This window comes from Streptomyces sp. NPDC032091 (genome assembly GCF_055580265.1).
Genome location: NZ_JBVILR010000012.1, coordinates 51,278 through 76,424 on the forward strand (window position 1 = coordinate 51,278; position 25,147 = coordinate 76,424).

Annotated in this window: 20 protein-coding genes and 2 pseudogenes; 7 read left to right on the plus strand and 15 right to left on the minus strand. The window is 74.9% G+C overall.

Features of this window, described 5'->3' with window-relative positions; genetic code table 11:
* Positions 1-35: 35 nt before the first annotated feature.
* The 5 genes from ACZ5NJ_RS20315 to ACZ5NJ_RS20335 form a co-directional block, all read right to left on the minus strand.
* Positions 36-1,148 (minus strand): glutamate--cysteine ligase, encoded by a 1,113-nt coding sequence (locus tag ACZ5NJ_RS20315; RefSeq protein WP_468766436.1) that lies wholly within the window; start codon positions 1,146-1,148, stop codon positions 36-38.
* A 207-nt stretch (positions 1,149-1,355) separates the two neighbouring features.
* On the minus strand, positions 1,356-3,719 hold the full coding sequence (locus tag ACZ5NJ_RS20320) for an Orn/Lys/Arg family decarboxylase (protein WP_468766437.1): 2,364 nt from the start codon (positions 3,717-3,719) through the stop codon (positions 1,356-1,358).
* A 276-nt stretch (positions 3,720-3,995) separates the two neighbouring features.
* A complete protein-coding gene (locus ACZ5NJ_RS20325) occupies positions 3,996-5,507 on the minus strand; it encodes a hypothetical protein (protein WP_468766438.1) in 1,512 nt (503 codons plus the stop codon).
* Positions 5,508-5,631: 124 nt separating this feature from the next.
* On the minus strand, positions 5,632-6,072 hold the full coding sequence (locus tag ACZ5NJ_RS20330) for a VOC family protein (protein ID WP_468766439.1): 441 nt from the start codon (positions 6,070-6,072) through the stop codon (positions 5,632-5,634).
* Complete coding sequence (locus ACZ5NJ_RS20335) at positions 6,069-6,209, minus strand: hypothetical protein (protein WP_468766440.1); 141 nt, start codon at positions 6,207-6,209, stop codon at positions 6,069-6,071. Before ACZ5NJ_RS20335 ends, ACZ5NJ_RS20330 begins: the two co-directional genes overlap by 4 nt.
* A gap of 87 nt (positions 6,210-6,296) precedes the next feature.
* Between ACZ5NJ_RS20335 and ACZ5NJ_RS20340 the strand changes: the two genes are divergently transcribed.
* Complete coding sequence (locus tag ACZ5NJ_RS20340) at positions 6,297-6,512, plus strand: hypothetical protein (protein ID WP_468766441.1); 216 nt, start codon at positions 6,297-6,299, stop codon at positions 6,510-6,512.
* Between the two features lie 67 nt (positions 6,513-6,579).
* Here the strand turns inward: ACZ5NJ_RS20340 and ACZ5NJ_RS20345 are convergent.
* Positions 6,580-7,364, minus strand: a pseudogene (locus ACZ5NJ_RS20345) (VOC family protein).
* Between the two features lie 184 nt (positions 7,365-7,548).
* On the opposite strand from ACZ5NJ_RS20345, the gene ACZ5NJ_RS20350 reads away from it, so the two are divergent.
* On the plus strand, positions 7,549-8,199 hold the full coding sequence (locus ACZ5NJ_RS20350; RefSeq protein ID WP_468766442.1) for an HAD family hydrolase: 651 nt from the start codon (positions 7,549-7,551) through the stop codon (positions 8,197-8,199).
* A gap of 29 nt (positions 8,200-8,228) precedes the next feature.
* Here the strand turns inward: ACZ5NJ_RS20350 and ACZ5NJ_RS20355 are convergent, their stop codons facing one another.
* The gene (locus ACZ5NJ_RS20355; RefSeq protein WP_468766443.1) at positions 8,229-8,879 is read right to left on the minus strand and encodes a hypothetical protein; all 651 of its coding nucleotides are present in this window, start codon (positions 8,877-8,879) and stop codon (positions 8,229-8,231) included.
* A 427-nt stretch (positions 8,880-9,306) separates the two neighbouring features.
* Here ACZ5NJ_RS20355 and ACZ5NJ_RS20360 point away from each other — a divergent pair.
* Positions 9,307-10,029 (plus strand): annotated as a pseudogene (locus ACZ5NJ_RS20360) (VanW family protein); the annotation flags it as partial.
* Between the two features lie 113 nt (positions 10,030-10,142).
* Positions 10,143-10,490, plus strand: coding sequence for a hypothetical protein (locus ACZ5NJ_RS20365; RefSeq protein ID WP_468766444.1), 348 nt, complete (start codon positions 10,143-10,145; stop codon positions 10,488-10,490).
* Here ACZ5NJ_RS20365 and ACZ5NJ_RS20370 read toward each other — a convergent pair.
* The 5 genes from ACZ5NJ_RS20370 to ACZ5NJ_RS20390 form a co-directional block, all read right to left on the minus strand.
* Positions 10,456-11,058 (minus strand): GTP-binding protein, encoded by a 603-nt coding sequence (locus ACZ5NJ_RS20370; protein WP_468766445.1) that lies wholly within the window; start codon positions 11,056-11,058, stop codon positions 10,456-10,458. The two genes, ACZ5NJ_RS20365 and ACZ5NJ_RS20370, sit on opposite strands and share 35 nt — an antisense overlap.
* The gene (locus ACZ5NJ_RS20375) at positions 11,045-11,416 is read right to left on the minus strand and encodes a DUF742 domain-containing protein (protein WP_468766446.1); all 372 of its coding nucleotides are present in this window, start codon (positions 11,414-11,416) and stop codon (positions 11,045-11,047) included. Before ACZ5NJ_RS20375 ends, ACZ5NJ_RS20370 begins: the two co-directional genes overlap by 14 nt.
* Complete coding sequence (locus ACZ5NJ_RS20380; RefSeq protein WP_079423415.1) at positions 11,416-11,820, minus strand: roadblock/LC7 domain-containing protein; 405 nt, start codon at positions 11,818-11,820, stop codon at positions 11,416-11,418. The genes ACZ5NJ_RS20375 and ACZ5NJ_RS20380 overlap by 1 nt, the downstream gene beginning before the upstream one ends.
* Complete coding sequence (locus ACZ5NJ_RS20385; RefSeq protein WP_468766447.1) at positions 11,817-14,198, minus strand: sensor histidine kinase; 2,382 nt, start codon at positions 14,196-14,198, stop codon at positions 11,817-11,819. The genes ACZ5NJ_RS20380 and ACZ5NJ_RS20385 overlap by 4 nt, the downstream gene beginning before the upstream one ends.
* A gap of 143 nt (positions 14,199-14,341) precedes the next feature.
* Positions 14,342-15,580, minus strand: coding sequence for an FAD-dependent oxidoreductase (locus ACZ5NJ_RS20390; RefSeq protein WP_468766448.1), 1,239 nt, complete (start codon positions 15,578-15,580; stop codon positions 14,342-14,344).
* Positions 15,581-15,897: 317 nt separating this feature from the next.
* Here ACZ5NJ_RS20390 and ACZ5NJ_RS20395 point away from each other — a divergent pair, with 317 nt between their 5' ends.
* The 3 genes from ACZ5NJ_RS20395 to ACZ5NJ_RS20405 all read left to right on the plus strand — a co-directional run bounded on the left by ACZ5NJ_RS20395 (position 15,898) and on the right by ACZ5NJ_RS20405 (position 18,434).
* Positions 15,898-16,131, plus strand: a complete 234-nt coding sequence (locus tag ACZ5NJ_RS20395; protein WP_468766449.1) for a hypothetical protein — start codon at positions 15,898-15,900, stop codon at positions 16,129-16,131.
* Positions 16,132-16,356: 225 nt separating this feature from the next.
* On the plus strand, positions 16,357-17,838 hold the full coding sequence (locus tag ACZ5NJ_RS20400; protein ID WP_468766450.1) for an MFS transporter: 1,482 nt from the start codon (positions 16,357-16,359) through the stop codon (positions 17,836-17,838).
* Positions 17,835-18,434, plus strand: a complete 600-nt coding sequence (locus tag ACZ5NJ_RS20405; RefSeq protein ID WP_468766451.1) for a TetR/AcrR family transcriptional regulator — start codon at positions 17,835-17,837, stop codon at positions 18,432-18,434. The genes ACZ5NJ_RS20400 and ACZ5NJ_RS20405 overlap by 4 nt, the downstream gene beginning before the upstream one ends.
* Before the next feature lie 145 nt (positions 18,435-18,579).
* On the opposite strand, the gene ACZ5NJ_RS20410 is transcribed toward ACZ5NJ_RS20405, so the two are convergent.
* The 3 genes from ACZ5NJ_RS20410 to ACZ5NJ_RS20420 all read right to left on the minus strand — a co-directional run bounded on the left by ACZ5NJ_RS20410 (position 18,580) and on the right by ACZ5NJ_RS20420 (position 24,895).
* A complete protein-coding gene (locus tag ACZ5NJ_RS20410) occupies positions 18,580-19,434 on the minus strand; it encodes an Imm49 family immunity protein (protein WP_468766452.1) in 855 nt (284 codons plus the stop codon).
* 105 nt (positions 19,435-19,539) lie between these two features.
* Positions 19,540-20,877, minus strand: a complete 1,338-nt coding sequence (locus ACZ5NJ_RS20415; protein ID WP_468766453.1) for a M1 family metallopeptidase — start codon at positions 20,875-20,877, stop codon at positions 19,540-19,542.
* Between the two features lie 76 nt (positions 20,878-20,953).
* The gene (locus tag ACZ5NJ_RS20420; RefSeq protein WP_468766454.1) at positions 20,954-24,895 is read right to left on the minus strand and encodes a Pls/PosA family non-ribosomal peptide synthetase; all 3,942 of its coding nucleotides are present in this window, start codon (positions 24,893-24,895) and stop codon (positions 20,954-20,956) included.
* Positions 24,896-25,147 lie beyond the last annotated feature (252 nt).

Sequence of the window (25,147 nt, forward strand, 5' to 3'; positions counted from 1 at the left end):
AGAACAAGCTAGGGGACGCCGCGGCCCCTGGTCCGTCAGGGGGCGGGCGCCGTGGTGAGGCGGGCGCACTCGGTCACCACGGCGCGCAGGTCCCCGGTGGTCCGCAGGAGGTGGCGCTGGAGGCGGGCGCCGTTGCCCCGTTCGAGGAGGCGGGTGACGCCCCGGCGGGCGAGTTCGAGGTCGCCGTTGTCGTCGAGGGCCTCCCGCAGGTGGTCCAGGAGCACGTCGAGGACCTCCTCGGGAGGGGCCGGGCTCATGCTGCGGGGGTCGAGCAAGGGGCCGTCCAGGCCCGACTTGGCCGCCTGCCAGGCCGCGAGGCGCATCAGCCCGACGCCGATGCGGGCCGGCGGGCGCCCGGCGCGCCACTCGCGGGCGGCGGTGTCCACCAGGGCCCGGGCGAGGGCGGCGAGGAGGACGGGGGTGTCGGGTTCGAGGCAGACGTCGGCGACGCGGATCTCGACCGTGGGGTAGTTGGCGGAGAGCCGGGCGTCGAAGTAGATCATGCCGTCGTCGCGCAGGACGCCGGTGGCGAGCATGTCCCCCACCTGCCGGTGGTACTGCTCGGCGCTGCCGAAGACGTCGGTGGGACCGGCCGAGGGCAGGCGGTTCCAGACGCGGCTGCGGTAGCTGCCGTACGCGCTGTCCTCGCCCTGCCAGAACGGCGAGTTGGCGCTGATGGCGGTCAGTACCGGCAGCCAGGGGCGGATGCGGTCGAGGACGGCCACGCCCTCGTCGTCCGAGTCGACGGACACGTGGACGTGGCAGCCGCAGGTGAGCTGCTCCTGGGCGGTCAGGCCGAACTGCCGGCTCACCCAGCGGTAGCGTTCGCCGGACATCGTGGACGGCCGCACCGGCAGCGGGGACGTGGCCAGCGCGGCGACGGCGCCGCCCGCCTCCGCGGCGTGCCGGTCCGCCTCGGCGCGCCAGCGGACGATCTCCTCGGCGAGCTCGCCCATCCGCAGGACGGGCCGGGTGGCGAACTCGACCTGCTCGCACTTGAGCTCGGACTCCAGCGCGCCCCCTGCCGGATCGTGCGTCCCGTCCCCCTCGCGGGACGCGGCCGACATCACGGCGGCCGAGAGCGCCCGCGGCTCCCCCGTCGCGGTGTCGACCAGCAGCAGTTCCTCCTCCACGCCTACGCTGCGCATGCCCGTCACGTTCCTTTCGTCGACCTCGTACGTCAGGTGCGGCGCCCGTCGCGGGCCGACCGCGGCCGGGCTGTCGCACCCGCCGCGTCTCACGTGCCCCGGCAGAAGCGGTTGTACCCCACGGGCCGCGGTTCTCCGTGCCTGACCCGGGCCGGGCGCGGCGCGCCGGCCGGCACGCGGAGGCGGCGACCGGCCCGGCCCGGCCGGCTACCGGGGCGGCAGGCGGAGGCACTCGATCAGGTAGTCGCCCGTCTCCGGGTCCACCGTGACGCCGTGGGCTTCGCTGCCGAAGCCGGGGAAGGCGCGGTCGAAGGCCTCCAGGGCGCCGAGGTAGCGCAGCAGGGGGCCGTCCGGGGCGCCGAGGGACTCGCCGGGCATCAGGACCGGGATGCCGGGCGGGGTGACGGCCACCATGGCGGCCGCGACCCGGTGGGCGGCGTCGGCCAGGCGCAGGCGTTCGGTCCCGCCGCGGATGAGCCGCTGGTAGCAGTGGCGGGGCGGGTGGACGGGTTCGGGCAGCCGGCGGAAGGCCTCGTCGAGGGCGTCGATGAAGGCGCCGCGGGTGAGGTGTCCGTGCATCCGGGCGCACAGTTCGGGCAGGGTGGTGTCCCGGTAGCGGGCCGGGTGGCGGGCGGTGAGGGCGGGCAGGACCCGGTCGAGCGGGGCGTCGGCGTCGTAGAGGGCCTTGAAGTCCATCAGGGCGTCCATGAGGGTGCCCCACTTGCCCTTGGTGATGCCCATCGAGAAGAGGACGAGCGTGGTGTAGCTGTCGGTCTTCTCGACCACGATGCCGCGGGTCGCGAGGTACTCGGTGAGGATCCGGGCGGGGATGCCCCACGGGAGGGTCTCCCCGGTGGCCGTCACGCCGGGGCAGGTGAGGGTGACCTTGACGGGGTCCAGCAGGCCGTAGCCGTCGGTCAGGTCCGCGAACCCGTGCCAGGCGGCGCCGGGTTCGAGCTGCCAGCAGGCGGGGTCGGAGGCCAGCAGGGCGGTGGGCGCGTCCGCGAAGGCGATGCGCGTTCCGGTGGCCGGGTCGGTGACCGTCTCGGGCTGCCAGACACCGAAGAACCAGTCGGGCCGGTCGCCCGCGGCGGCGATGCGGCGGCCGGTGCGGACGACGGCCTGCCGGAACCGGACCGCCTCGGTGACGGCCTCGTCGATCAGCCACCGGCCCTGCGGCCCGTCCATCATGGCCGTGGCCACGTCGAGGGAGGCGATGCCCGGGTAGAAGGCGGACGTGGTGCCGTGCATCATGAACGCCTCGTTGAAGCGGTCGTGTTCGACGGGCGCCCGGGGCGCGGGCCGGACGTGGACCATGGCGCACTGGGAGAGCGCGGCGAGCAGCTTGTGCGTGGAGTGGGTGGCGAAGACGGTCGGCCGTTCGGCGTCGTCGAGGACGTCCGGGCCCACCGCCATGCCGTACCGGCCCCGGTAGAGGGGGTGGAAGCGGGCGTAGGCGAACCACGCCTCGTCGAAGTGCAGCCGGGGCGTGCTCGGTGCGAGGGCCCGGGCGGCGGCGACGGTGTCGTAGCACACGCCGTCGTAGGTGGAGTTGGTGAGCACCGCGTACTGGGCGTCGGCCGAGACGGCTCCGGCGGTGAGGGGGTTCGCGGCGATGCGGGCGGCGACCGCGGCCGGGGCGGTGGCGGTGGGCGGCACCGGGCCGGCCAGCCCGTACCCGTTGCGGGTGGGCACGAGGTAGACCGGGCGGGCGCCGGAGACGACCAGGCTGTGCAGGACGGACTTGTGGCAGTTGCGGTCGACCAGGGCGATCTCGTCGGAGGTGACGCTGTAGTGGCCCACCATGCGGTTGCAGGTGGAGTCCCCATGCAGGACGAAGTACGTGCGGTCGGCGCCGAAGACGCGGGCGGCGTTGCGTTCGGCCTCACCGATGGGGCCGGTGTGCTCGTAGAGGGAGCCGAGCTCGCCCACGGAGAGGGACAGGTCCGTGCGGAACAGGCGCTCACCGTAGTAGTCGAAGAAGGCGCGCCCCGCCGGGGACTTCAGGAACGCGACACCGCCGGAGTGGGCCGGGGTGTGCCAGGAGTACTCGTGGGCGTCGTCGAAGCGGCGCAGGGCGCGGAAGAAGGGCGGCAGGACCTCCTTCATATAGGTGTGGGCGGCGGCCGCGACCCGGCCGGCGATGAAGGCGGGGGTGTCCTCCAGCGGCCAGATGTAGCCGACGACGGTCTCCGACACCCACAGCGGCAGGTGTTCCAGGTCGTGGTCGGAGCTGTCGGTCATCAGGAGGAAGACGGGCAGGTCCTTGAAGCGGTGCCGGATCCGGTCCAGGACCTCGGCCCCGCCGGTGGGCGTCCGCGCGGCCGCCGGCGTCCCGCCGCCCGGTGTCCCGCCGCCCGGGGTACCGGCGGGCAGGTCCCAGGCCACGACCGCGGCGGCGATCCCCGCCTCGGTCTGGAGCATCGCCCGGGCGTCCCGGGCGTCGGCCGCCCGGCGCAGCTCCAGTCCGCGCCCCTGGAGTTCCTTCCCGATGCGGCGCAGTTGTTCGGCGCTCACCCCGCCGCCGAGGGGGTCCTCGCGCAGCGCCAGCAGGACCGTGCCGTTGGCCATGGGTTCCGTCCGCCTTCCGTTCACAGGGCGTCCCGGCTGGCCGGGACGTGGCGGGGCCAGTCTGGCCCGCCCGCCGGGACCGGGAGCGATCTCCGACGGCCGTTCACCCGCCGGAGGGCGCGGCGGACACCGGCGGTTGACCGGGACGGTGCGGAAGCCGGGGCCGGGCGGATCGGCCGTGACGGGCGGTGCCGGCGCCGCTCGTCGTCGTACCGGCGGTCGTCACGCTGCCGGGCGGCCGCACGGCGGCCGGCCCCGGGGGCCGGAAGAGACGGTCTAACCCGCGCCCTTGAGCCGGCGGTTGACCTCTTCGTTGATGCGGCGGTTGAGTTCGGCCAGTTGCTCGGGGGTGTAGGCGGTGAGGTCGCCGAGGTCCGGTGGGGCGGCGCGGGGTTTGTCCTTCTTCTCGTCCTCGCGCCGTTTGAGCTCCTGTTCCTCCGGCGAGCCGGGGGCCGCGTACGCGCAGCGGATCAGTGCGCCGTCGGCCGCCTTCAGGCAGGTCGCCTCGCGGCCGGCGACCTGGCCCCGGCCCTCCACCCGGTAGCGGATGTCCTGTTCGCTGCCGATCGTGGCGGTCCAGGTGCTGCCGCCGGTGGGGACCACCTCGAACACCTGGTCGTCGTTGTAGCAGCAGACGTCCCGGTACTCGGCCTTGATCAGCGCGACGATCGCCTTCGGCGAGGACCAGGTCGGGTCGAGCCGGTGGACGGTCAGGGGCGCCAGCCCGGTGCCCCGGACGCGCGACGGGACCGTCGCGACGGCGACGACCGAGCTGGCCTCGCCCTGCGGGGTGAGCGGGGTGACGTAGACGCTGCGGCCGCTGGAGTCGGCGTAGCGCAGGGTGAACTCCGAGTCGTTGCCCTCGTTCGCCCCGTCCTCCGAGGCGTCCCAGCCGCTGCGTCCGAACCACCAGTCGGTGAAGCCGCCGACCGCGGCGACCGCTTCCCGCTGCCGGGAGGCGAGGCTGAGCGGATAGGAGGGGCCGGGGACGGCGTCCGTGTCGGTGGTGATGGTGACCTTGCCGGTCCTGCCGTCGTAGAGCGCGACCCCGGCGGGCCGTTCGGTGACGACCAGGATGCCGGTCTGGCGCTTGAGGGGTACGACCACGACGGGCGTGTCCCCCTGGCAGGTCACGTAGGCGTCGCCGGCCTCGAAGCGGACCCAGCGTTTCTGCTCGGAGATCTTCCGGCCCAGGTTGTGGCCGAACCAGCCGCTGATGCGGGCGTCCGCCGCGTCCACGTCGAAGGAGCAGCGCTCCTGGGCGCGGCTGGTCCCGCCGAGCGGAACCTCCTGCACGAGGCCGACCTCGTATCCGGACAGCCAGCCCTTCCGCTCGACGAGGGTGGCGAAGCGGTCCCTGTCGGGGAGGTAGGTGATGTCGGCGATCTCGCCGGTGACGTCGCCCAGGTGCGGGGCGGCCTGGGCCTTGCCGACGAGGTAGGGGGCGCGGGGCGCCAGTCGGGGCACCGGCTCGGTCACGACCTGCGTGGCCGTCATGTACGCGCGGTCCTGCAGGTACGCCCCGTAGACCAGCCACCCGGCGGCGAGCGCGAGCCCCGCGAGGGCCGCCAGGCAGCCGAGGCCCCCCGCCGCGCCGCCCGACCCGGAGCCGCCCCCGGCGCGCCGGCTGCGCACGAACCACCGCGCGAGCCACACCAGCACGACGAGGCCCCCGGCCAGCAGCGGCAGGGCCAGCCAGGCGAACAGCTTGCGCAGCTCCCACACCAGGACGGTGGAGTAGTACGGGGCGTACAGCGGCGCGCAGGCCACGAGGGCCACGACACCCACCGGTATGCAGATTCGCAGAGCCCGACCCATCAGCGCCTCCCCCGACCGCCTGGTTCAGGTCAATTGTGGGGTGCGGGGGCCGCGCTGTCATGGTCGTGGCGAAAGTCGTGCCGTTCGCCGGCCGTCAGTCCCCGTCCCCGCCCCCGCCCCCGTCCCCGTCCCCGGGGTGGGCGACGAGTTCGACCTCGAAGCCGTCGGCGTTCTCCAGGTAGGCGGCATAGGTCCGTTCCCCGCCCGCGTGCGGGTGGCGGTCGGGGAACATCAGGGTCCAGCCGTGCCGGGGGGCCCGCTCGACCAGGTCGTCCACCGTGCGCCGGTCCTCCACGTGGAACGCCAGGTGGTTCAGCCCGGGCCGGCACCGGTCGTGCTCCCCGGCGGTGAGGGCGGGGGACTGTTCGAAGACCAGGTACGTCGTCCCGAGCCGCCAGCTCCGGCCACCGTCCCAGCTCTGGAACGGCACATGGCCCAGGGCTTCCAGCAGCCAGCCGAAGGAGCCGACGGCCCGCTCCAGGTCGGGCACCCAGATCTCGACGTGGTGCAGCGTCCCGCCGGCCGGCCGGTTCACTCCGCCACCGCCGTCGTCCGACGGGTGGCCGGCCGGGGGCGGCCGGGGGCCGTGGCCGGCCGGGGGTGCTCGACCGCGGCGTCGGGCCGGCCGGTCTCTTCGGTGTCCGTCGCGCGGGACGTGGAGGGCGTGGTCATACCGTTCAGGGTCACACCCGCGGGCCGGCCGGGATCAGGCGGCCCGCCGAGGGGGTAACCGACGGGCGGGCGGCGCGTTGGGCCGGTGTGACACTTGACGATCTGTACACCGACATCGTGGCCGAGGAACTCGACGCGGATGCCGACGCCGGGCCCGAGCGGCTGCCGATGCTCACCTACCGCGAGGCCGTGCTGGCCCTGGCCGTCCTCGGTGCCGTCGCCGAGGGCGAGACCGGTGAGGAAGTGCGCACCACGGCCCGCGCCCTGGGGACGCGGCTCGGGATGCGGCTGCCCGCGACCTGAGCGGCGGTCCGGACTGCGGGCCGGACCGCGGGCCGGACCGCGGGCCGGACCGCGGGCCGCCGCCGCGTCAGGCCGCGGGGCTGGTGACGACCGCGAAAGGCGCCCCGAACGGGTCGAGCAGCATCCCGATGCGGCCCACGGCCCCGGCCTCCATGGCGGGGATGATGACGGTGGCGCCCAGATCCGAGGCCCGCACCAGGGCGGCGTCGCAGTCCTCGACCTCGAAGTAGGGATGCCATTCGGAGGCCGATCCGGCGTCCAGGTGGGCCCGGGTCAGCTCCAGGATGCCGCCGTGCATGGTCCGCTCTCCCCCGCCGGCGGGTCCGGCGATGGTGTAGACGAGGCCCCCGCCCATGGGCACGTCGCGGGTCTCCCACGACAGGACGCGGCCGTAGAACTCCTTCACGGCCGCCGCGTCGGTGGTGTACAGCTCGATCCAGCTGACGCTGCCGGGTTGACGAGTTCCAGGCCGTCCGTCTTCCCGGGCTGCCACACGGCGAACTCCGCGCCCGACGGGTCCGTGAAACCGGCAGTCCGCCCCGCCGTGAACACGTCCGTCGGCGGGAACCGGACGGAGCCGCCGGCCTGTTCGACGGCCCGGGCGGTGGCATCGGCGTCCACGGTGCGGAAGTAGACCGTCCAGGCGGAGCGGGCGCCCTCCTCGGTCAGCGGCCCGACGGCGGCCACCGTCCGGCCGTCCTTCCACAGGAAGCCGTAGCCTCCGGCCTCCGGCCCCGCGGAGACGAACTCCCAGCCGAACACGCCCTCGTAGAAGGCGACGGCCGCGTCGATGTCGGGGGTGCCCAGGTCGAGCCAGTTCAGGCCGCCCGGAACCTGTGGGGAGGTCAGCATGGGGTGCTCCTGTCGCGTGCGGTGCCCTCCGGGCCGGGGGCCCGGGCCGTGGCGCCAGCCTGGCACACCGGCGGCCGCCGGAGGTGCTAGGGGGTGTCCGCAAAGTAGCGTCGTCCGCCCGCAGGGCGGGGCAGGCGGGACTTTGCGGACACCCCCTAGGCGCCCGAGGCCCTATGCTGCGGTCATGATCAAGCCCATTGGACTCGTCATATTCGACTGCGACGGTGTGCTGGTCGACAGCGAACGCATCGCCGTGCGCGTGCAGGTCGCCCTCGGGGCCTCCCTGGGCTGGCCGCTGAGCGAGGACGAGGTCGTGGACCGGTTCATCGGGCGCACGCACGCCGCGATCCGGGAGCAGGTGGCGGTGGAGCTCGGGCAGGAGACCGCCGCGGTGTGGGCGGAGCGGTTCGAGGAGCTCCACCGCGCGGCCGTGGACGCCGACCTGACCCCCGTCGACGGCCTGCCGGAAGCCCTGGACGCCCTCGCCCTGCCGACCTGCGTCGCCTCCAGCGGCTCGCACGAGAAGATGCGGCACACCCTCGGCCGGACCGGGCTCTACGAGCGCTTCGCGGGCCGCATCTACAGCGCCTCCGAGGTCTCCCGGGGCAAGCCCGCCCCGGACGTGTTCCTGCACGCGGCCCGGCGCATGGGGGTCGATCCGGCGGCCTGCGTGGTGGTCGAGGACAGCCGGCCCGGCGTCCTGGCGGCCCGTGCGGCCGGCATGCGCTCGCTGGGCTATGCCGGCGGGCTGACTCCGGCCCACCACCTCGAAGGCCCGGACACCACGGTCTTCCACGACATGCGCGAACTCCCCGCGCTCCTCGCCGCGTTGTAGCCCACCCGGGGGGCCGGCCCGGCGCGGGATCAGCCGCGGGGGCGGGGCGGCTGTCCCTGCCAGGGCTGGTACGGGGCCTGCGGCCACGGTGCGGGCGGGCGGCCGGCGCGGAGCAGGGCGTCGAAGCGTTCGTACAGGTCCCGGGCCCGTTCGGGAGCGGGGACGTAGGCGGTGACGGTCCCGTCGGCGCGCTGGACCGTGACCACCGCGCCGCCCTGCGGGCCGGGCTGGTGCCACACTCCGGCGAGGGCCGTGGCGGGCACCCAGCCCGGGTCGCCCTCCGGCCGGCCGTCGCCCCGCCGGCGGCGCAGCGCCCGCCGGTAGCCCGGGATCAGCAGCGCCGGGAAGGTGACCACGGCGAACAGCAGGACCAGGAGGTCCACGAGCACCCCGCCGGCCCACTGCGCCGCCACGATGAGGACCCCGTAGCAGAGCGAGACGATGCCCGCCCACAGGCAGGCCGTGACGGCGGCCTCCGGGGCTCCCGCCTTGCGGAGCAGGCCGAACAGGGCGACCGAGGCGAGCAGGACCACCAGGGTCAGGCAGCCCGCTCCCTCCCCGAAGAGGGTCTCGGCGAGGGAGCCGCGTCGCCGGTCCGGCGTGACGACGTAGCCGTGGTCGTGGAACCGGACGGTGACCGGTCCGCCCGGCGTGGCGTTCACGCCCTTGATCGCGTACATGATGATCACGCTAGCGCCCGCGCCGCCGTCGCCTCCCACCGGCCTCCCCCGCCCTCCCCTCGGTCCTCCACCGCTCCGCCCGGCGTGAGAACGGGCACATTTTTGTCCCTTTTGACCCTGATGGCGGGATCCTTGTCGGCGGTCGTACCCCGAGCAGCACCCATCCCCCGAGCCCCGCCCCAGGAGAGACATGCGACGCGCACACCGCCTGACGGACCACCGGCGGATCGGCCTGCCCGCGATGGCGGGCGCCGCCGTACTCGGCCTCGGCCTCACCCTGCTGATCCCGGCCGGCCACGCCGCCGGCGCCGAGGTCCCGGCGCCGGCCGGGGCGGCGGCCGGCGGCGTGGTGGCCGGCGGGGCAGTGGCCGGCCGTGCGGCGGCCCGTGGTGTGGTGGCCGGCGGTGTCGGCGTGGCGGCGGCCCCGCAGGAGGTGTCCTCCTTCACCGTCCACTTCCCCGCCGCCCCGTACCGGACCGCGAACATCGGACGGGCCGTCGAGCTGATCAACGGGTCGGTGGTCCGCCCGGGCCAGACGTGGAGCTTCAACCGGACGGTCGGCGAGCGCACCGAGAAGAACGGCTTCGTCGAGGGCGTCATGATCAACGACGGCCGGTACGTGAAGGCGCCCGGCGGCGGCGTCTCCAGCGTGGCCACGGCCGTGTACAACGCCGTGTTCTTCGCGGGCGCGCCGTTCGTGGAGCACGGGGCGCACTCCTTCTACATCGAGCGGTACCCCGAGGGCCGCGAGGCCACCGTCGCCTGGGGCACCCTCGACCTGCGCTGGCGGAACGACTCCGGCCACCCCCTGACCATCCGGGCCGAGTCCACCGACACCTCGGTGACGATCACCCTGCTCGGGACGAAGGAGTACGACGCGGTACGCGCCACCCTGGGCCCCCGTACGCACGTCACCCCGCCCGGCAGGCGCGAGGCCTCCGGCCCGGACTGCGAGGCGCAGACCCCGCTCGAAGGGTTCGACGTGGCGGTGGACCGCGTGTTCGTCCGGCAGGGCCAGGAGGTGAAGCGGGAGACGTTCCGCACCCACTACACCCCGCGCGACGAGGTCGTCTGCACCGTGGACCCGACGCCGAGCCCCTCCCCGTCGGCGGGCGCGGCCTCCCCGGCCCCGCAGCCGAGCCGGTCCTGACCCGCCGCCGGGGGGCCGGCGTCCTCCAGGTTGGCCGAAACCCGGACTCCCTGGCGCCCGCCGCCCTGACCTAGCCTGCGGTCCGAACCAGGACCGAAACCGGGGGGACGCACGTGACGCGGGAGACACAGGCGCACGGGCAGGACGGGAAGGACCGGGAGGACGCCGGCCTCGACGCGGTGCTCTGGGGGTGCTGCCGCGCCGGGACCGGCTGGTTCTGGATGGCCCGCTACACCGCGTGGGACGGCACCGTACGGCGCACCGCGCACGGCTGGCGCGAGACGCGGGACGACGCGACGCGCAGGGGGGCCGCCGCGGCCCGGTACCTCGCGGCCGGCACCCCTGCCCAGGTGTTCCTGCGGCACCGGGCGGCCGAGTACGCCCTGCGGGTCCTCCTGGAGGAGGGCGGCGCCCTGGGCTGCCCGCTCAGGCCCCGGACGGGGCTCCCGCCCGGGCGATGACCACGTCGAGCAGGGCCAGCAGGCAGTCGCGCGCCTGCGTACGGGAGCGGGCGTCCAGCAGCAGGACCGGGGTGGCGGGATCCCGCAGGTGCAGGGCCGCGGCGATCTCCTCGGCGGTGTAGGGCTGTTCGCCGTGGAAGCAGTTCGCGCCGACCACGAACGGCAGCCCCCTGCTCTCGAAGAAGTCGATCGCCGGGAAGCCCCGGTCCAGGCGTCGGGTGTCGACCAGCACGAGCGCCCCCAGGGCCCCGCTCAGCAGGTCGTCCCACATGAACCAGAACCGCTCCTGGCCGGGCGTGCCGAACAGGTAGAGGACGACCCCGGCGTCGGCCAGGGTGATCCGGCCGAAGTCCATCGCGACGGTGGTCAGGGTCTTGGACTCGATGCCGTCCAGGTCGTCGACCCCGACGCCGGCGCTGGTCAGGCGTTCCTCGGTGCGCAGCGGCTCGATCTCGGAGACGGCCTCGACCAGGGTCGTCTTGCCGACTCCGAACCCCCCGGCGACGAGGATCTTGACCGGGGACGCACCCGGGGCGGCGGAGGCGTCGGAGGTGTCATATCCGGGCAAGGTTGTCCCTGATTTTCATGAGCAGGTGGACATTGGTGGTCTCGGCGCCCTCCAGGGGCGCCCGGTGGTCGATCAGCCCGCGGTCCGCGAGTTCGCCGAGCAGCAGCGTCATCGGGGTGAGGCGCATGTGCATGCGGGCGGCGATCTCGGCGACCGCCATCCCGGCGGGCGGCGCGCACAGGGCGAGGACGGCCCGCCATTCGGTGGCCAGGCCGGGGTCGTCGTCGTCCGCGGGGACCGCCGCCACGATGGTGGTGTCCATCGTGAGGACGGTCTGCGGGGCGGCGGTGGTGCGGCCGTCGGTGAGCGCGTACAGCCGGGTCCGGCGAGGGCTTCGGCGCTGCGGCTCGTCCGGCATTACGCGGTCGGCGCGGAGGTGCGCTCGGGGGTCCCCAGCCACTCGCCGAGCGCCTGGGCGGTCCGTACGGCCTCGCCGCCCAGCTCGCCGAGCCGGGCCTTGCGGGAGGTCACCACGATCAGCGTGCTGCCCTCCCCGCAGCCGACAACGCACAGGTAGCGGTCGTCCATCTCGACCAGCTGGCGGATGACCCGGCCGCCGTCGATCTCCCGGGATATCGCCTTCATGGTGGCGGCGATGCCGGAGGAGGCGGCCGCGATGCGCTCGGCCTGGTCCCGCTCCAGCAGGTAGGCGCTGAGCTTGATGCCGTCGTTGGACAGGAGCACGGCTCCCTGGATGCCGGCGATCCGGCTCAGGTTGTTGTCCAGGATGCCGTAGATCATGTCACTGGATGTCGTCGTCATGGCTGGTCCGCTCCGAGCTCTGCTTCCACTTTCCTGGTCCCCTCTTCGTAGTCCGCCCAGGCGTCGGCCACCTCTTCGGGTGTCGCCGCGTCCGGGCCGCCTTCCGGCTCCGGTGCGCGGGGGCCGCGCAGTTGCCGGGTGAGATGGGTCTGCGGGACGCGCTCGGGCAGGGCCGGCCGCGCGTCGGCGGGGGCCTTGGCGCGGGTGGGCAGCGCCCGCTCGGGCCTCGGCGGTACGGGTGCGGCCGCGGGAGCCGGCGCCGCCTCGGGCCCGGGCTCGCCCTCGGCCTCGGCCTCGGGCGTACGGCCGCGTACGGGGACCCGTACGGGCACGGCTACGGGTGCACGCGCGGCGGCGGGTTCGGGCGCGGCCGGGGGCCGCGGTGCGCGGGCGGGCCTCGGCGGCTCCGCCGCGGGCGTCAGCAGCGCGTCCGGCAGGATCACCACGGCCGCCGTCCCCCCGTACACCGAGCGGCGCAGCGTGACACGGGCCTGGAGCTGGTCGGCGAGGTGGCCCACGACGAAGAGGCCCAGGCGGTGGGCGTTCTCGGCGAGGACGGAGTAGGGCGGCGCCGAGTGCAGGCGCTCGTTCATGGCCTCGTACCCGGCCGGCGAGACGCGCGGTCCGCGGTCCTCGATCTCGACGGACAGCCCGTCCGCCACGAGTTCGGCGCGGACGACCACCTTCGAGCGCGGGGGCGAGAACCGCGTGGCGTTGTCGAGGAGTTCGGCCAGCAGGTGGCTGATCTGGCTGATCGCGTGCGGCTGCACGCTCGCCTCGTCCAGGGCCTGGCGTTCGATGCGGCGGAAGTCCTCGACCTCCGCGGCGGCCTCGCGCAGCAGGTCGGCGACGCGCATGGGGTCGGTGTGGGGGTCGGGGATCTCGCCGCCGGCGAGGATGAGGAGGTTCTCGATCTGGCGCCGCATGCCCACCGTCAGCTGGTCGGAGCGCATCAGCTGGGCCAGGAGCGCCTCGTCGTGGCCGAAGGTGTCCTGGAGGTCCTCGGTCAGGCTCAGCTGCCGGCTGACCAGGTTCCCGGTGCGCGAGGCGATGCCCGAGGCGAACAGGCCGAACCCGTGCCGTTCGGCGGCGAGTTGCCGGTGCCCGTCGACGGAGGCGGCGACCACCCGAGCGAAGGCGTCGGCGATCTGGCCGACCTCGTCCTGGCGCCCGCGCACGGCCGGCAGCGCCGACTCGTCGACGGGCTCGCCGCGCTGGAGCCGGGCCACCACGTCGGGCAGGGTCTCCTCGGCGATGGCGACCGTACGGCCGTGCAGGCGGTCGAGCCGGCGCAGGACCGACCGGGTGGTGAGGACGACGACCGCGGTGACCAGCAGCAGGGCGCCGCCGCTGGCCGCGATCAGCCAGGTGACCTCGGCCTCCAGCTCGGAGGCCTTGGCGTCGGCGTCGTCGAACACGCTGCGGGCGCGGTCGGTGTTGAGCTCGGCCAGGCGCGGTGCGAACGTTCGGTACGCGGCGGGCCACTCGTCGACGTCGGCCGGCAGTTTGACGCCGGTCGCGGTGTCCTTGTGGTTGGCGATGACCGCGTTCTCGACGCGGAGCTTGGCCTGCCAGGCGTCCGAGGCGGTGAGCTTGTCGTACGCGGCCAGTTCGGCGGGCGGCAGGTACGGCACGATCCAGGTGTCGTAGAGGTACCGGTGGGTGCCGACGGCGTTGAGGAACTGGGAGAAGCCGGTGGCCGCGAGTTCCCGGGAGGGGCCGGCCAGCGCGAGGGCGGTGTCCTCGCGGGCGACCATCTCGGTGGCCGAGAAGAGGGAGACGGCGGGCCGGCTCTCCTGGGAGAGTTCGGTGTCCTCGGCGTGGCCGAATTCATCCTGGTAGGCGCGGATGATGTCGTCGATGACGCCGGTGTAGTAGCCGACCGTCTGCTCGGCGCTGCCGCTGTGGGAGTCCACGCGCTTGCGGTACGCGGTCAGCAGGTCGAGCCGTCCGCCCACGGCGCCGAGGCGTCCCTCGCCGGAGCCCTCGGGACCGTGTTCCGAACCCTGGGCGGGGTCGCCGCCGGTGCCCGATATCCGGCGGAACTCCCCGGCGGCCCGGTCGGTATCGGCTCTTTTGTCGCGCAGGGCTTCGTCGGTGACGGGCGAGCCCGCCCAGCGGGCCGCCGACATCGCCCGCTCGGCCTGGAGCTCGTTCATCAGCCTGACCAGCGGCACCCCGATCCGCTCGCCGGCCTCCACGTCGGCGCGCAGGTGCTCCGACTGGGCCAGCAGGCGCTGCGCGGTGAGGGCGGTCTGCGCCCCCATCGCCACGGTGGGGACGACGGCCAGACAGACGAGCAGCGTGCGCAGGCGCACGGTGCGGCGGCGCCGGACGGGCGGCGGGCTCGGTGGGCCTTCGGGTGCCATCGCAGACATCGGTCCTCGGGAGCGGGGGGGACGGGCCGTCCGGACGAGGGCATGGGGGAACTGCCGACACGGCCCCGTGGGGTGAGGATGCCGATCATATCCAGCCAGTCCGAATAAACGGAGACCCTACTTCCACACCGCCGCGCGGAGGGTCAGCGCAGGGACTCCTTCGGCGGCTTCTCGCGCAGGGCTCCGTATCCGATGAAGTACGCGGGAACGCGATTGAGCCAGCGGGACTCCGTGACCAGTTCCGTCATCCGCTTCGCGCGGCGCGGGTCGCCGAAGGCCGTTCGGCCCGCCAGCAGGGGTTCGATGACCTGGGCGTGGGCCAGGCGTTGGAGGCCCTGCGTCGCCACCGTGGTGGGCCAGCGGCGCAGTTGGATCCGACGCACGTCGTGCAGGCCCACGGTGCCCGCGCGCAGCGGGCGCACGAGGTGGCGGGCGGCGGCCACCGCGTCCTGGACGGCCAGGTTGATGCCGATGCCGAAGACGGGCGACATGGCGTGGGCGGCGTCACCGATGCACAGCAGTCCCGGCCGGTGCCAGCGGCGCAGCCGGTCGAGCCGGACGTCGAGGAGCTTGACCTCGTCCCAGGAGGTGACGGAGCCGGCGCGGTCGGCCAGCCACGGCGCGGCCTGCGTGAAGCGGGTCATGAAGCGTTCCAGCCCCTCGGCGCGGCGTTCGGCGTCCGTGCCCTTGGGGATGAGGGCCGCGCACTGCCAGTAGTCGCCCCGGTCGATGAGGGCGGTGAAGAAGCGGTCGCCGAGGCCGCCGACGAGCCCGCTGGGGTCGTCCTCGTGGCGCGGCAGGCGGAACCACCAGGCGTCCATCGGGCAGGCGAAGCCCTCCAGTCCGAGTTCCGGCAGGGCCCGGGCGAGCGAGCCGCGCCCGTCGCAGGCCACGGTGAGGGTGGCCCGCAGCTCGCCGGTGCGGCCGTCGGCGGTGCGGTAGCGCACGCCGGTGACCCGTCCGCGCTCCATGAGGAAGGAGGTCGCGCCGGTGTCCATGCGGAGCCGGAAGGAGGGTTCCTTGGCCGCCTCGTCGGCGAGGAGGTCGAGGAGGTCCCACTGGGGCACCATCGCGATGTAGTTGTACGTGCCGTGCAGGGCGGCGAGGTTGCCGACCGTGACGAGGGACCGGTCCGGGCCGATGGGCAGCTGGACGGAGGACACCCGGCGCTGCGGCAGCGCGGCGAAGCGTTCGGCGAGCCCGATGTCGTCCAGGAGGGAGAGGGTCGACGGGTGCACGGTGTCGCCGCGGAAGTCCCGCAGGAAGTCCCCGTGTTTCTCCAGCACCGTCACCTCGACCCCGGCCCGGGCCAGCAGCAGCCCCAGCACCATGCCGGCCGGCCCGCCCCCCACCACGCAGCACGTCGTACGTTCCTGCTCCACAGCGGCACACCCCTTCACGGGAATTCGGGTGCTCGGCACCGGGCCGCCGCCCGAAGTGACGACTCACAGGTAGGTGACTAGCATGGTCAGGAGACGGCCGCCACTGCGGGAACAGGGATTTCACCTGCGGGGATGCAGGCGGCCTGGTGAATGAGCGGTCCAGCCCTTGGGTCCGTGGCCCGAACGGTCACGTTGACGGCGGATACGCCCCCCACGCGTTTATCGGGTGTGAGGAAAAAACTCCGTGCTGTTGGCGAAAGGAGGCGCACACCGCTTCGCGCCGTGAATCGGCGCAGTGACGAGAAGGGTTCTGAACCATGCAAGCACTGAGAGTGAAGCGGCTCTTCGCGGCGTCCGCGATCGGAGTCCTGCTGGCAGGCGGCGCCGCACTCGGCGCGGCCGGCACGGCCTCCGCGGCGGCGCCCACCCACGCGGTCACCTACTCGAGCCACGGTGGCGGCTGGGACGACGACGACTCCGGCTACGGCCACGGCCACGGCTGGTCCGACGACGATGACGACTGGGGCGGAGGGTATGACGACTGCGGCTGACTGACCGGCCGCTCGTCCGATGCGCTGTACGGACCGCCGCACCGACGGTCCGTACAGCGCCGCGTGCGCGCGGACGCGGGGGGGGAGGACGCGGGGGGAGAACGCGGGGGGAGGACGCGGGGGGAGGACGCGGGGGGAGAACGCGGGGGTGCACAGTCGTTTACCCTGGGGGTGAACAATCGTGCACCCCCAGGGTGCCCCGCTCTCCTCCCCCTCTGGAGCAGCATGCCCTCCGCGATATCCCCCGCGTCCCCCTCGGCCGCCTCCCCGTACGCCCGGTTCGTCGTTCCCGTCCTCGCCTTCTGCGGCGTGGTCGTCGCCGTGATGCAGACCCTCGTGGTCCCGCTGCTGCCGCACGTCCCGACGCTGACGGGCGCGAGCCCGGGGGCCGCCGGCTGGCTGGTGACCATCACCCTGCTCACCGGGGCCGTCTTCACACCGGTGCTGGGGCGCGTCGGGGACATGTACGGGAAGCGGCGGGTGCTGCTGGCCTCGCTCGGGGTCCTCACCCTCGGCTCGGTGCTCTGCGCCGTCAGCTCCCACATCGGGGTCCTGATCACCGGCCGGGCCCTGCAGGGCGCGGCCCTCGCGGTGATCCCGCTGGGCATCAGCATCATCCGCGACGAGCTGCCCGCCGAGCGGGTGCTGCCCTCGATCGCCCTGATGAGCTCGACCCTCGGCATCGGTGCCGCCATCGGCCTGCCGGTCGCCGCGGTGGTCATGGAGAACTTCGACTGGCACACGATGTTCTGGGCCTCGGCCGCGCTCGGGCTGCTCGACCTGGTCCTGGTGCTGCGGATCGTCCCGGAGTCCCCGGTGCGCTCCCCCGGCCGCTTCGACCTCCTGGGCACCCTCGGTCTGACGGGGTGCCTCGTCGGACTGCTGCTGGCCATCACCCAGGGCGCCGACTGGGGCTGGACCTCCGCGCGCACCCTGGGCCTGCTGGGCGCGTCCGTGGCCGTGGGCCTGCTGTGGGGCCGCTACGAGCTGCGCACCCGCTCCCCCATGGTGGACCTGCGGGTCTCGGCGCGGCCGGCGGTGCTGCTGACGAACGTCGCGGCCCTGCTGATCGGCTTCGCCTTCTACGCGAACTCCCTCGTCACCGGCCAGATGGTGCAGGAGCCCGCCAGCACCGGGTACGGGCTCGGCGCGTCCCTCGTGGTCAGCGGCCTGTGCCTGCTGCCGGGCGGCCTGGCCATGGTCGCTCTCTCCCCCGTCTCCGCCCGGATCTCCGCCGCGTACGGGCCCCGCACCGCCCTCGCGCTCGCCGCCGTGGTCATGGCCGTCGGCTACGTGGTGCGCTTCTACACCAGCCACAGCCTCTGGCTGATCGTGGCAGGCGCGACCGTCGTCTCCTCGGGCACGGCGATCGCCTACTCGGCGCTGCCCGCCCTGGTCATGCGGGCGGTGCCGGTGGGCGAGACGGCCGCGGCCAACGGCCTGAACACCCTGATGCGGTCCGTGGGGCAGGCCTGCTGCAGCGCCGTCGTCGCCGCCGTGCTGGCCCATCTGACGTTCACGGCGGGCGGCCGCACGGCCCCGACCCTGCACGCTTACCTGCTGGTCTTCCTGATCGCCGCGGGGGCGGCGCTCGCCGCGCTGGTCGCCACGCTGTCGCTGCCGTCGGACCGGCCGCGCGGGCGGGGCGCGAAGGACGGTACGGTCACGGTGTCCGCGTCCGCGACCGCCGCCCGGGAGAGCGCATGAGCACCACCGACGGACCCACCGCCGCGCGGGCCGCCACCGCCGGGGCGGAGGCGGGCGCCGGGAACGGCCGCGACGCCATCGTGCGGGCCGCGCGCCGGGCGTTCACGCTGCGGCCGTACGCCGAGGTCACCATGCGCGGCATCGCCGCCGCCGCCGGGGTGAGCCCCTCGCTGATCGTGAAGCGGTTCGGCAGCAAGGAGGCCCTGTTCAACACGGTCGCCGACTTCGGCGCGGCCGCCGACGCGCTGTTCGCCGCCCCGCTGCCGGAGCTCGGGCGGCACCTGGTGCTGACGATGGTCGGGCTGCGGGACCGGCTCGGCGGGGACCCGCTGCTGCGGGTGGTGTTCTCCCTCGGCATCGAGGACGAGCGCACCCTGCTGCGGGCCCGCTTCCGCGAGCAGGTCACCGACCGGCTGGCCGGCGCCCTGCCGGGGCCGGACGCCGGGCTGCGGGCCGAGCTGATCGCCGGCCAGCTGCTGGGCCTGGGCGCCACCCTGAGCCTGCACCGCCCGGACGGTGCGGGGGCGCACGCGAGTCCCGAGCGGCTGGCCGACCTGTACGCGCCGGGCCTCCAGCGCCTCGTCGACGGCACCTGAGACACCACGAGCAGCGCCCGCGGGCGGCGTCGTGCGGTTGCGGTGGGAGCCGGCCGGCGCGGTGTGCCTCAGGCCCGCTCCCTAGGGGGTGTCCGCAAAGTCCCGCCTGCCCCGCGGGCGGACGACGCTACTTTGCGGACATCCCCTAGCCCGTGACCAGGGCGAGCGGCAGGTAGTCCGTGTCCACGGCCGGCCGCCAGCCGTGCGTCCGGTACGCCAGCGCCGCCAGGGCGAGTGGCAGCAGCGGGAGGAGGCTGCGCGGCCGGGTGACGGGGCCGGGCTGGGCGCTGTGGTGCAGCAGGAGCGCGGTCAGCTCGGCGTCGAAGGCCTCGCGATCGCCGGCGGCCAGGGCGCGCAGCACCCGCAGCCCCACGGCCTCGGGCCGCCCCAGGAGCCCCTCACCGCCTCCCCCGGCAGCGCGGATCCGCTCCAGTCCGGCGTCGATGGCGGCCAGCTTCGCCCGGTCGCTCGGCGGATACTCCTCGTCCTCGTCCCCGGTGTCCCCGAGGACCTGGGCCAGGAAGCCCTTGACGAGCTCCGTCGTGGGGTCGCCCGGGGCGTTCCCGTCCCATTCCTGGCGGGCGAAGTGGAAGGCCTCCCCGTTCGACGGGACGGTGTCGGCGAGGACTCCGAGGCAGAACGCGTCGTTCCACTCCCCGGCGGTGACCCCGTCCAGGTCGTCGCGCTCGCCGCCGGGCCGGTAACTCATCCCGAAGTTCACGTGGTCGAGGAACACGTGGAAGGAGTCGTACGTGTGGTAGGCGGCGTACGAGACCGCGCCCGCCGCCGCCGCGGCCGCGTCCTTCAGGTAGGCCCCGGCCTCCGGGGTGTCGAGGGCGGGCGCGGCGACGGACAGCGCGCCCAGGTGGTCGAGGAGGTCCTCCGCGAGCAGCTGCCATTCGTACGTGGCCATCCGCCCGCCCCGCGACATCGTGCGGACCTGTGCCCCGAACCGGTCCTCGAAGTCCTCCAGGGCCGCCGCGACAGCCGCTCCGTCCACCTGATGACGCTCTATCCGCACCGCACCGCTCCTTGATCACCGACTGGTCCCCCAGCCTAAGTCCCAGGTCCGACAGCGGACCGGGGCGGGGCGGCGGACGGGCCGTCAGGAGCCCTGCGCGGGGCGGGGCAACGGGGGGAGGGCCGGTTCGTCGAGCCAGGCCGCGCACAGTCCGTCCGTGGACCCGGACGCGTACCGGGCCACATGGGCGGTGAAGCCGGACGTGGTGACGACGCCGTGCCGGTGCCGCGTCGCCCAGTCCCGCAGCATGCGGAAGAAGGCCTCCTCGCCCAGGGCGCAGCGGAGCGCGTGGACGGCGAGGCCGCCGCGCTCGTAGACGCGGTCGTCGAACATCAGCTTGCGGCCCGGGTCGGACAGCCGCAGGTCCTGCGGCCGGGAGGCGAGCAGCCGGTGCGCGGCGGCCGCCAGGTCCTGTGCGGTGCGCCCGCCGGAGCGCTCCGACCAGAGCCATTCGGCGTACTTGGCGAAGCCCTCGTTGAGCCAGATGTGCCGCCAGTCGGCGATGGTCACGCTGTTGCCGAACCACTGGTGGGCGAGTTCGTGGGCGATCAGCCGCTCCGAACCCCGGTCGCCGTCCACGTGGTTGGCGCCGAACGTGGACAGGCCCTGGGCCTCGACGGGCACGTCGAGTTCCTCGTCGGCGACGACCACCGTGTACTCGCCGAAGGGGTAGGGGCCGAACAGTTCCGCGAACAGCCGCATCATGGCGGGCTGGCGGGCGAAGTCGTGGGTGAAGCGCGGCAGCAGGCGCGCGGGCACGTGCGCGTTCTGGGGGACTTCGCCGGGTCCGGCGCCGTCGAGCGGCAGCGTCCGGTACGGGCCGACGGAGAGGCCGACGAGGTAGCTGGAGGTGGGCGCCGGCTGCTCGTACACCCAGGTGGTGGTGCTGGCCCCGGTGGTCCGCGTGAGGAGGCGGCCGCCGGCCGCCACGGTGTAGGCGGAGGGGGTGTTGAGGGAGATCTGGTAGGAGGCCTTGTCGGCGGGCCGGTCGTTGCACGGGTACCAGGACGGGGCGCCGACCGGCTGGCTGGCGACCAGTGCGCCGTCGGTGAGCTCCTCCCAGCCGATGCCGCCCCAGGGGCTGCGCACCGGCTTGGGGTTGCCGGACCAGTGCACCTCGACGGTGAACGCGGCGCCCGGGGGCAGCGGCCGGGCGGGCCGGATGCGGAGCCGGCCCGCCCGGTGGGTGTAGTGCGGGGCCCGGCCGTCGAGCAGGACCCGTCCCAGCCTGAACTCGGCCAGGTTGAGCTGGAATTCGGCCAGTGGCAGGGGCCCGGCGATCGCGCTGATCCGGGCGCGGCCGGTGAGCCGGTTGGGGCCGGGACGGTAGTCCAGGGCGAGTTCGTAGCGGTGCGCCCGGTAGCGCGGGTCGCCGTTCTCCGGGAAGTACGGGTCCGGTGCCGCTGTCTGCTGGCCGTTCACTGCCGTTTCCGCTCCCTGCGCCGTGCTCGTCCGGGGTGCCGGTGGGCCGGGCCGCCGCGTCCGGCCGGGTGCGGGTTCAGGAGCGCCACGCCTCGATCGGGTTGCCCAGCCAGCGGGTGTCGTCGGGGACGGACTCCCCGGCCATGACGAGGGAGGCGGGGCCCACCGTGCCGCGGGCTCCGATCGTGCTCCCGGGCAGGACGATCCCGCCCGGGCCCAGGGTGGCGCCCTCGCGCAGCACCACAGTATCGGTCCGCAGGATCCGGTCGTGGAAGAGATGCGTCTGCAACACGCAGCCCCGGTTGACGCTGACGCCGTCGCCGAGCGCCACCAGGTCCGTCTCGGGCAGCCAGTGGCTCTCGCACCACACCCCGCGCCCGATCCGGGCGCCGAGCCCGCGCAGCCACAGCGTCAGCAGCGGGGTGCCGGACACCGATCCGGCGAGCCACGGCACGGCCAGGACCTCGACGAAGGTGTCGGCGAGTTCGTTGCGCCAGACGAAGGCGCTCCACAGCGGGTGCTCCCCCACCCGGTGGCGGCCCACCAGCAGCCACTTGGCGGCCACGGTGACCGCGCAGGCGGCCGTCCCGGCCGCCAGGAGCACCGCGCCGGACAGCAGGGCGGCTCCGCCGGGGCCCAGCCGGCCGGGCGCGGCCAGGGCGCAGAGCGCGGCGGCCGTCAGAACGACCAGCGCCGCCGAGCAGAACACCGGGACGATCCGCCCGAGTTCGACCAGGCCGCGCGCCCACAGCAGCCGCGCGGGCGGATCGTAGGTGCGGCTGCGGTCGGCGGCCGCCGCGGAGCGCGGCAGGCGGACGGGGGGCAGGCCCAGGTAGGAGCCGCCCTTCTTGGCCTTCTTGGGCGTGGCGGACAGCACCCCGACCAGTCCGTCGTCGGGCACCCCGCGGCCCGGGGCGGTCATGCCGGAGTTGCCGAGGAAGGCCCGGCGGCCGATCCGGGACGGCCCGATCCGCACCCAGCCGCCGCCGAGTTCGCAGGGGGCGGTCAGGGTGTCGTCGGCGAGGAACGCCCCGTCGCCGACGGTGGTGAGGCTGGGCAGCCCGAGGACGGTGGAGACCTCGGCGCGGCGGCCGACGCGCATGCCGAGCAGCCGCAGCCAGAAGGGGGTGGCCAGGGCGGCGTACAGCGGGAAGAGCGTGTCCCTGGCCAGGTCCATCAGCTGGGTGACCGCCCAGGCCTGCCACCCGGTCCGGCTGTGCGTGGGATGGCTGCCCGGCCGCAGGCCGAGGCTGAGCGCGCGGACGCCGGCCAGCACGAGCAGCGCGTACGCGAGCCCGTAGGCGAGCGCCCCCGGCACCACCGCGAGCAGCGCCCCGCGCAGGGCCGGGCCGGGGCCGGCGCCGGCCGGTACGAACCGGGCCGCGACGAGCAGGGCGGGCAGGGCGGCGAGCAGCGGCAGGGCCGTCAGGCCCACGCCGGTCGCCCCGTACATCGCGCGCCACAGCAGGGGACGGGGCGGGCGCGGGCGGGGCCAGTCGTGTTTGGCCCGGCCGCGTGCGACGGCGGGGGCGCCGGCCCACCGCTGGCCGGTGGGGACGTGGCCGACGACGGCGGAGCCGGGGGCCACCTCGGCCCGCTTGCCGACCCGCGCGCCGGGGAAGAGCAGGCTGCGGGTGCCGACGACGGCGCCCGCGCCGACCCGGACGGGGCCGATGACGAGCTGGTCCCCGTCCAGCCAGTGCCCGCACAGGTCCACCTCGGCCTCGACGGCGCAGCCGCGGCCGAGCCGCAGCATGCCGGTGACCGGGGGCAGGGAGTGCAGGTCGACGTCGGGGCCGACCCGGGCGCCGAGGGCCCGGGCGTAGCGTTCCAGCGAGGCGCCGGTGAGGGAGGTCGCGCCGGCGCATTCGGCGAGCCGTTCGGCGGTCCACAGCCTGAGGTGCACGCTGCCGCCGCGCGGATGGCGTCCGGCCGCCACCCCGCGCAGCAGCAGGCGGGCGCCGCCCGCCGCGATCGCGAGGCGGCCGGGCGGGCTCAGCAGCAGCACCGCCCCGGCGGCGACCGTCCACCAGGAGACGGCCGGTGCCCACGGGTAGGGCCCGAACCGGTGCAGTAGGTTGCCCAGCGCGAACAGCACCACCGTGCGGCGAAGGCCGGCCAGGGTGAACAGCGGGAGCAGCAGCAGCGTCTGGAGGACGCGGGAGCGGAGCGGGACCGGGGTGACGGTGCGGGGCGCCCCGTCCTCCCGTACGGACTTCTCCAGTCGCCGGGCCAGCTTGCGCAGGACGGGCTGCTGGTAGACGTCGAGGACGGACGCGCCCGGGTAGCGGGTGCGCAGCAGGGTGGCGAGCCGGGCGGCGGCGAGGCTGCCGCCGCCGATCGCGAAGAAGTCGTCGTCGGCGCCGGTGACGGGCACGCCGAGGGCCTCGCTCCACTGTGCGGCGAGCCAGGCCTCGGTGCCGTACAGCTGTTCGCCGGGCTCGGGGTGGCCGGCGTCGGGCAGGGGCCAGGGCAGGGCGTCGCGGTCCACCTTGCCGGAGGTGCGGGTCGGGAGGGCGTCGACGGGAGCGAGCAACGGGACGAGCGCGGCGGGCAGTTCGGCGCGCAGCCGGGCGAGGGCCTCCGCGTGGTCCCAGCCGTCCTGGGTGACGAGGTAGCCGACGAGGAGCTGGTTGCCGCCGCGTGCGGTGCGGACGGCGGCGGCCGCGCCGGCGACTTTGGGCAGCGCCTGGAGCGCGGCGTCGACCTCGCCGAGCTCGATGCGGCGGCCGCCGAGCTTGACCTGTTCGTCGCCGCGTCCGAGGAAGACCAGGCCTTCGGGTTCCGCGCGGACGAGGTCGCCGCTGCGGTAGGCGCGCGGCCAGCCGAGGGACGGGAGCGGGGCGTACTTCTCGGCGTCCTTGGCCGGGTCGAGGTAGCGGGCGAGGCCGACGCCGCCGATGACGAGCTGGCCGCTGCCGCCCATCGGCACGGGCTCGCCCGACCCGTCCACCACGGCGAGTTCCCAGCCGTTCAGCGGGAGGCCGATGCGGACGGGCTCCTCGCCGGTCAGGAGCGAGGCGCAGGCGACGACGGTGGCTTCGGTGGGGCCGTAGGTGTTCCAGACCTCGCGGCCCTCGGTGACCAGGCGCCGGCTCAGCTCGGGCGGGCAGGCCTCGCCGCCGAAGACGAGCAGCCGGACCTCGTCGAGGTGTTCGGGCTCCCAGAGCGCCGCCAGGGTGGGGACGGTGGAGACGACGGTGATCTCCTGGTCCACCAACCACGGGCCGAGATCGGCGCCGGCGCGCACCTGGGCGCGCGGGACGGGTACGAGGCAGGCTCCGTGGCGCCAGGCCAGCCACATCTCCTCGCAGGAGGCGTCGAAGGCGACGGACAGGCCGGCCATGACCCGGTCGCCGGGGCCGATCGGCTCGTCGGCGAGGAAGAGCGCGGCCTCGGCGTCGACGAAGGCGGCGGCGCTGCGGTGGCTGACGGCGACGCCCTTGGGCCTGCCGGTGGAGCCGGAGGTGAAGATGATCCAGGCGTCGTCCTCGGGTGCGGGCGGGGCGGAGCGGACCCGCTCGCGGGGGCGGGGGCCGGTGACCTCGATGCCGGGGCCGGCGCCCAGGACGGCCCGGACCCCGGCCTCGGCGAAGACGAGCCGGGCGCGTTCGTCGGGGTCCTCGGCGTCGACCGGGACGTAGGCGGCCCCGGCGGCGAGGACGGCGAGGACGGACGCGTACAGGTCGTTCGTACCGGACGGCACCCGTACGCCGACGCGGTCGCCGCGTCCGATCCCGCAGGCGGCGAGGACCCGTCGGCGGCGTTCGACCTCGGCGGCGAGGGCCCGGTAGGTCAGCCGCGCGGTGCCGTCGTCGAGGGCGGGCTCGTCGGGGTGGGCGCGGACGGTGGCGGCGAAAACGTCGACGAGGGTACGGGGCGGGGCGGCGGGACCGGCGGAGAACCGGGCGGTGGTGGCGCAGGCCCCGTCGGCCTCCCCGCCTCCCTCGCCTCCCCCCGGCGCCGCTCCGTCGTCGCCGAGCAGGTCGAGTTCTCCGCGCCCTGGTGTGATTGCCATCGGCCCTCGCGTCTCGTTCCGGAAGCGTCCGGAGCGCCGGGGCGATCGTGGGCCGGTTGCCCGGTCGTCACGTTCCGGCGCCGAACGGCCCCCCAGCGTAGTGGCGCGGCCCGGTGATTCCGGTCGAAGCGCCGGGCGTGGCCGGATCACGCCGCTCTTCGGGTGGTGGCCGGACGTGTCGGCCGACGGCGCCGGTGCGGGTTCGCGATGCTGGGCCGGGCGCGGCAGCAGGGCGACGGCCGGCCCTCCCGC

Coding starts and splice junctions, on each gene's coding strand:
- ACZ5NJ_RS20315 (WP_468766436.1), bottom strand. CDS start 1,148: ATGCGCAGCGTAGGCGTGGAGGAGGAACTGCTGCTGGTCGACACCGCG.
- ACZ5NJ_RS20320 (WP_468766437.1), bottom strand. CDS start 3,719: ATGGCCAACGGCACGGTCCTGCTGGCGCTGCGCGAGGACCCCCTCGGC.
- ACZ5NJ_RS20335 (WP_468766440.1), bottom strand. CDS start 6,209: ATGACCACGCCCTCCACGTCCCGCGCGACGGACACCGAAGAGACCGGC.
- ACZ5NJ_RS20350 (WP_468766442.1), top strand. CDS start 7,549: ATGATCAAGCCCATTGGACTCGTCATATTCGACTGCGACGGTGTGCTG.
- ACZ5NJ_RS20355 (WP_468766443.1), bottom strand. CDS start 8,879: ATGTACGCGATCAAGGGCGTGAACGCCACGCCGGGCGGACCGGTCACC.
- ACZ5NJ_RS20375 (WP_468766446.1), bottom strand. CDS start 11,416: ATGCCGGACGAGCCGCAGCGCCGAAGCCCTCGCCGGACCCGGCTGTAC.
- ACZ5NJ_RS20380 (WP_079423415.1), bottom strand. CDS start 11,820: ATGACGACGACATCCAGTGACATGATCTACGGCATCCTGGACAACAAC.
- ACZ5NJ_RS20385 (WP_468766447.1), bottom strand. CDS start 14,198: ATGTCTGCGATGGCACCCGAAGGCCCACCGAGCCCGCCGCCCGTCCGG.
- ACZ5NJ_RS20395 (WP_468766449.1), top strand. CDS start 15,898: ATGCAAGCACTGAGAGTGAAGCGGCTCTTCGCGGCGTCCGCGATCGGA.
- ACZ5NJ_RS20400 (WP_468766450.1), top strand. CDS start 16,357: ATGCCCTCCGCGATATCCCCCGCGTCCCCCTCGGCCGCCTCCCCGTAC.
- ACZ5NJ_RS20405 (WP_468766451.1), top strand. CDS start 17,835: ATGAGCACCACCGACGGACCCACCGCCGCGCGGGCCGCCACCGCCGGG.
- ACZ5NJ_RS20420 (WP_468766454.1), bottom strand. CDS start 24,895: ATGGCAATCACACCAGGGCGCGGAGAACTCGACCTGCTCGGCGACGAC.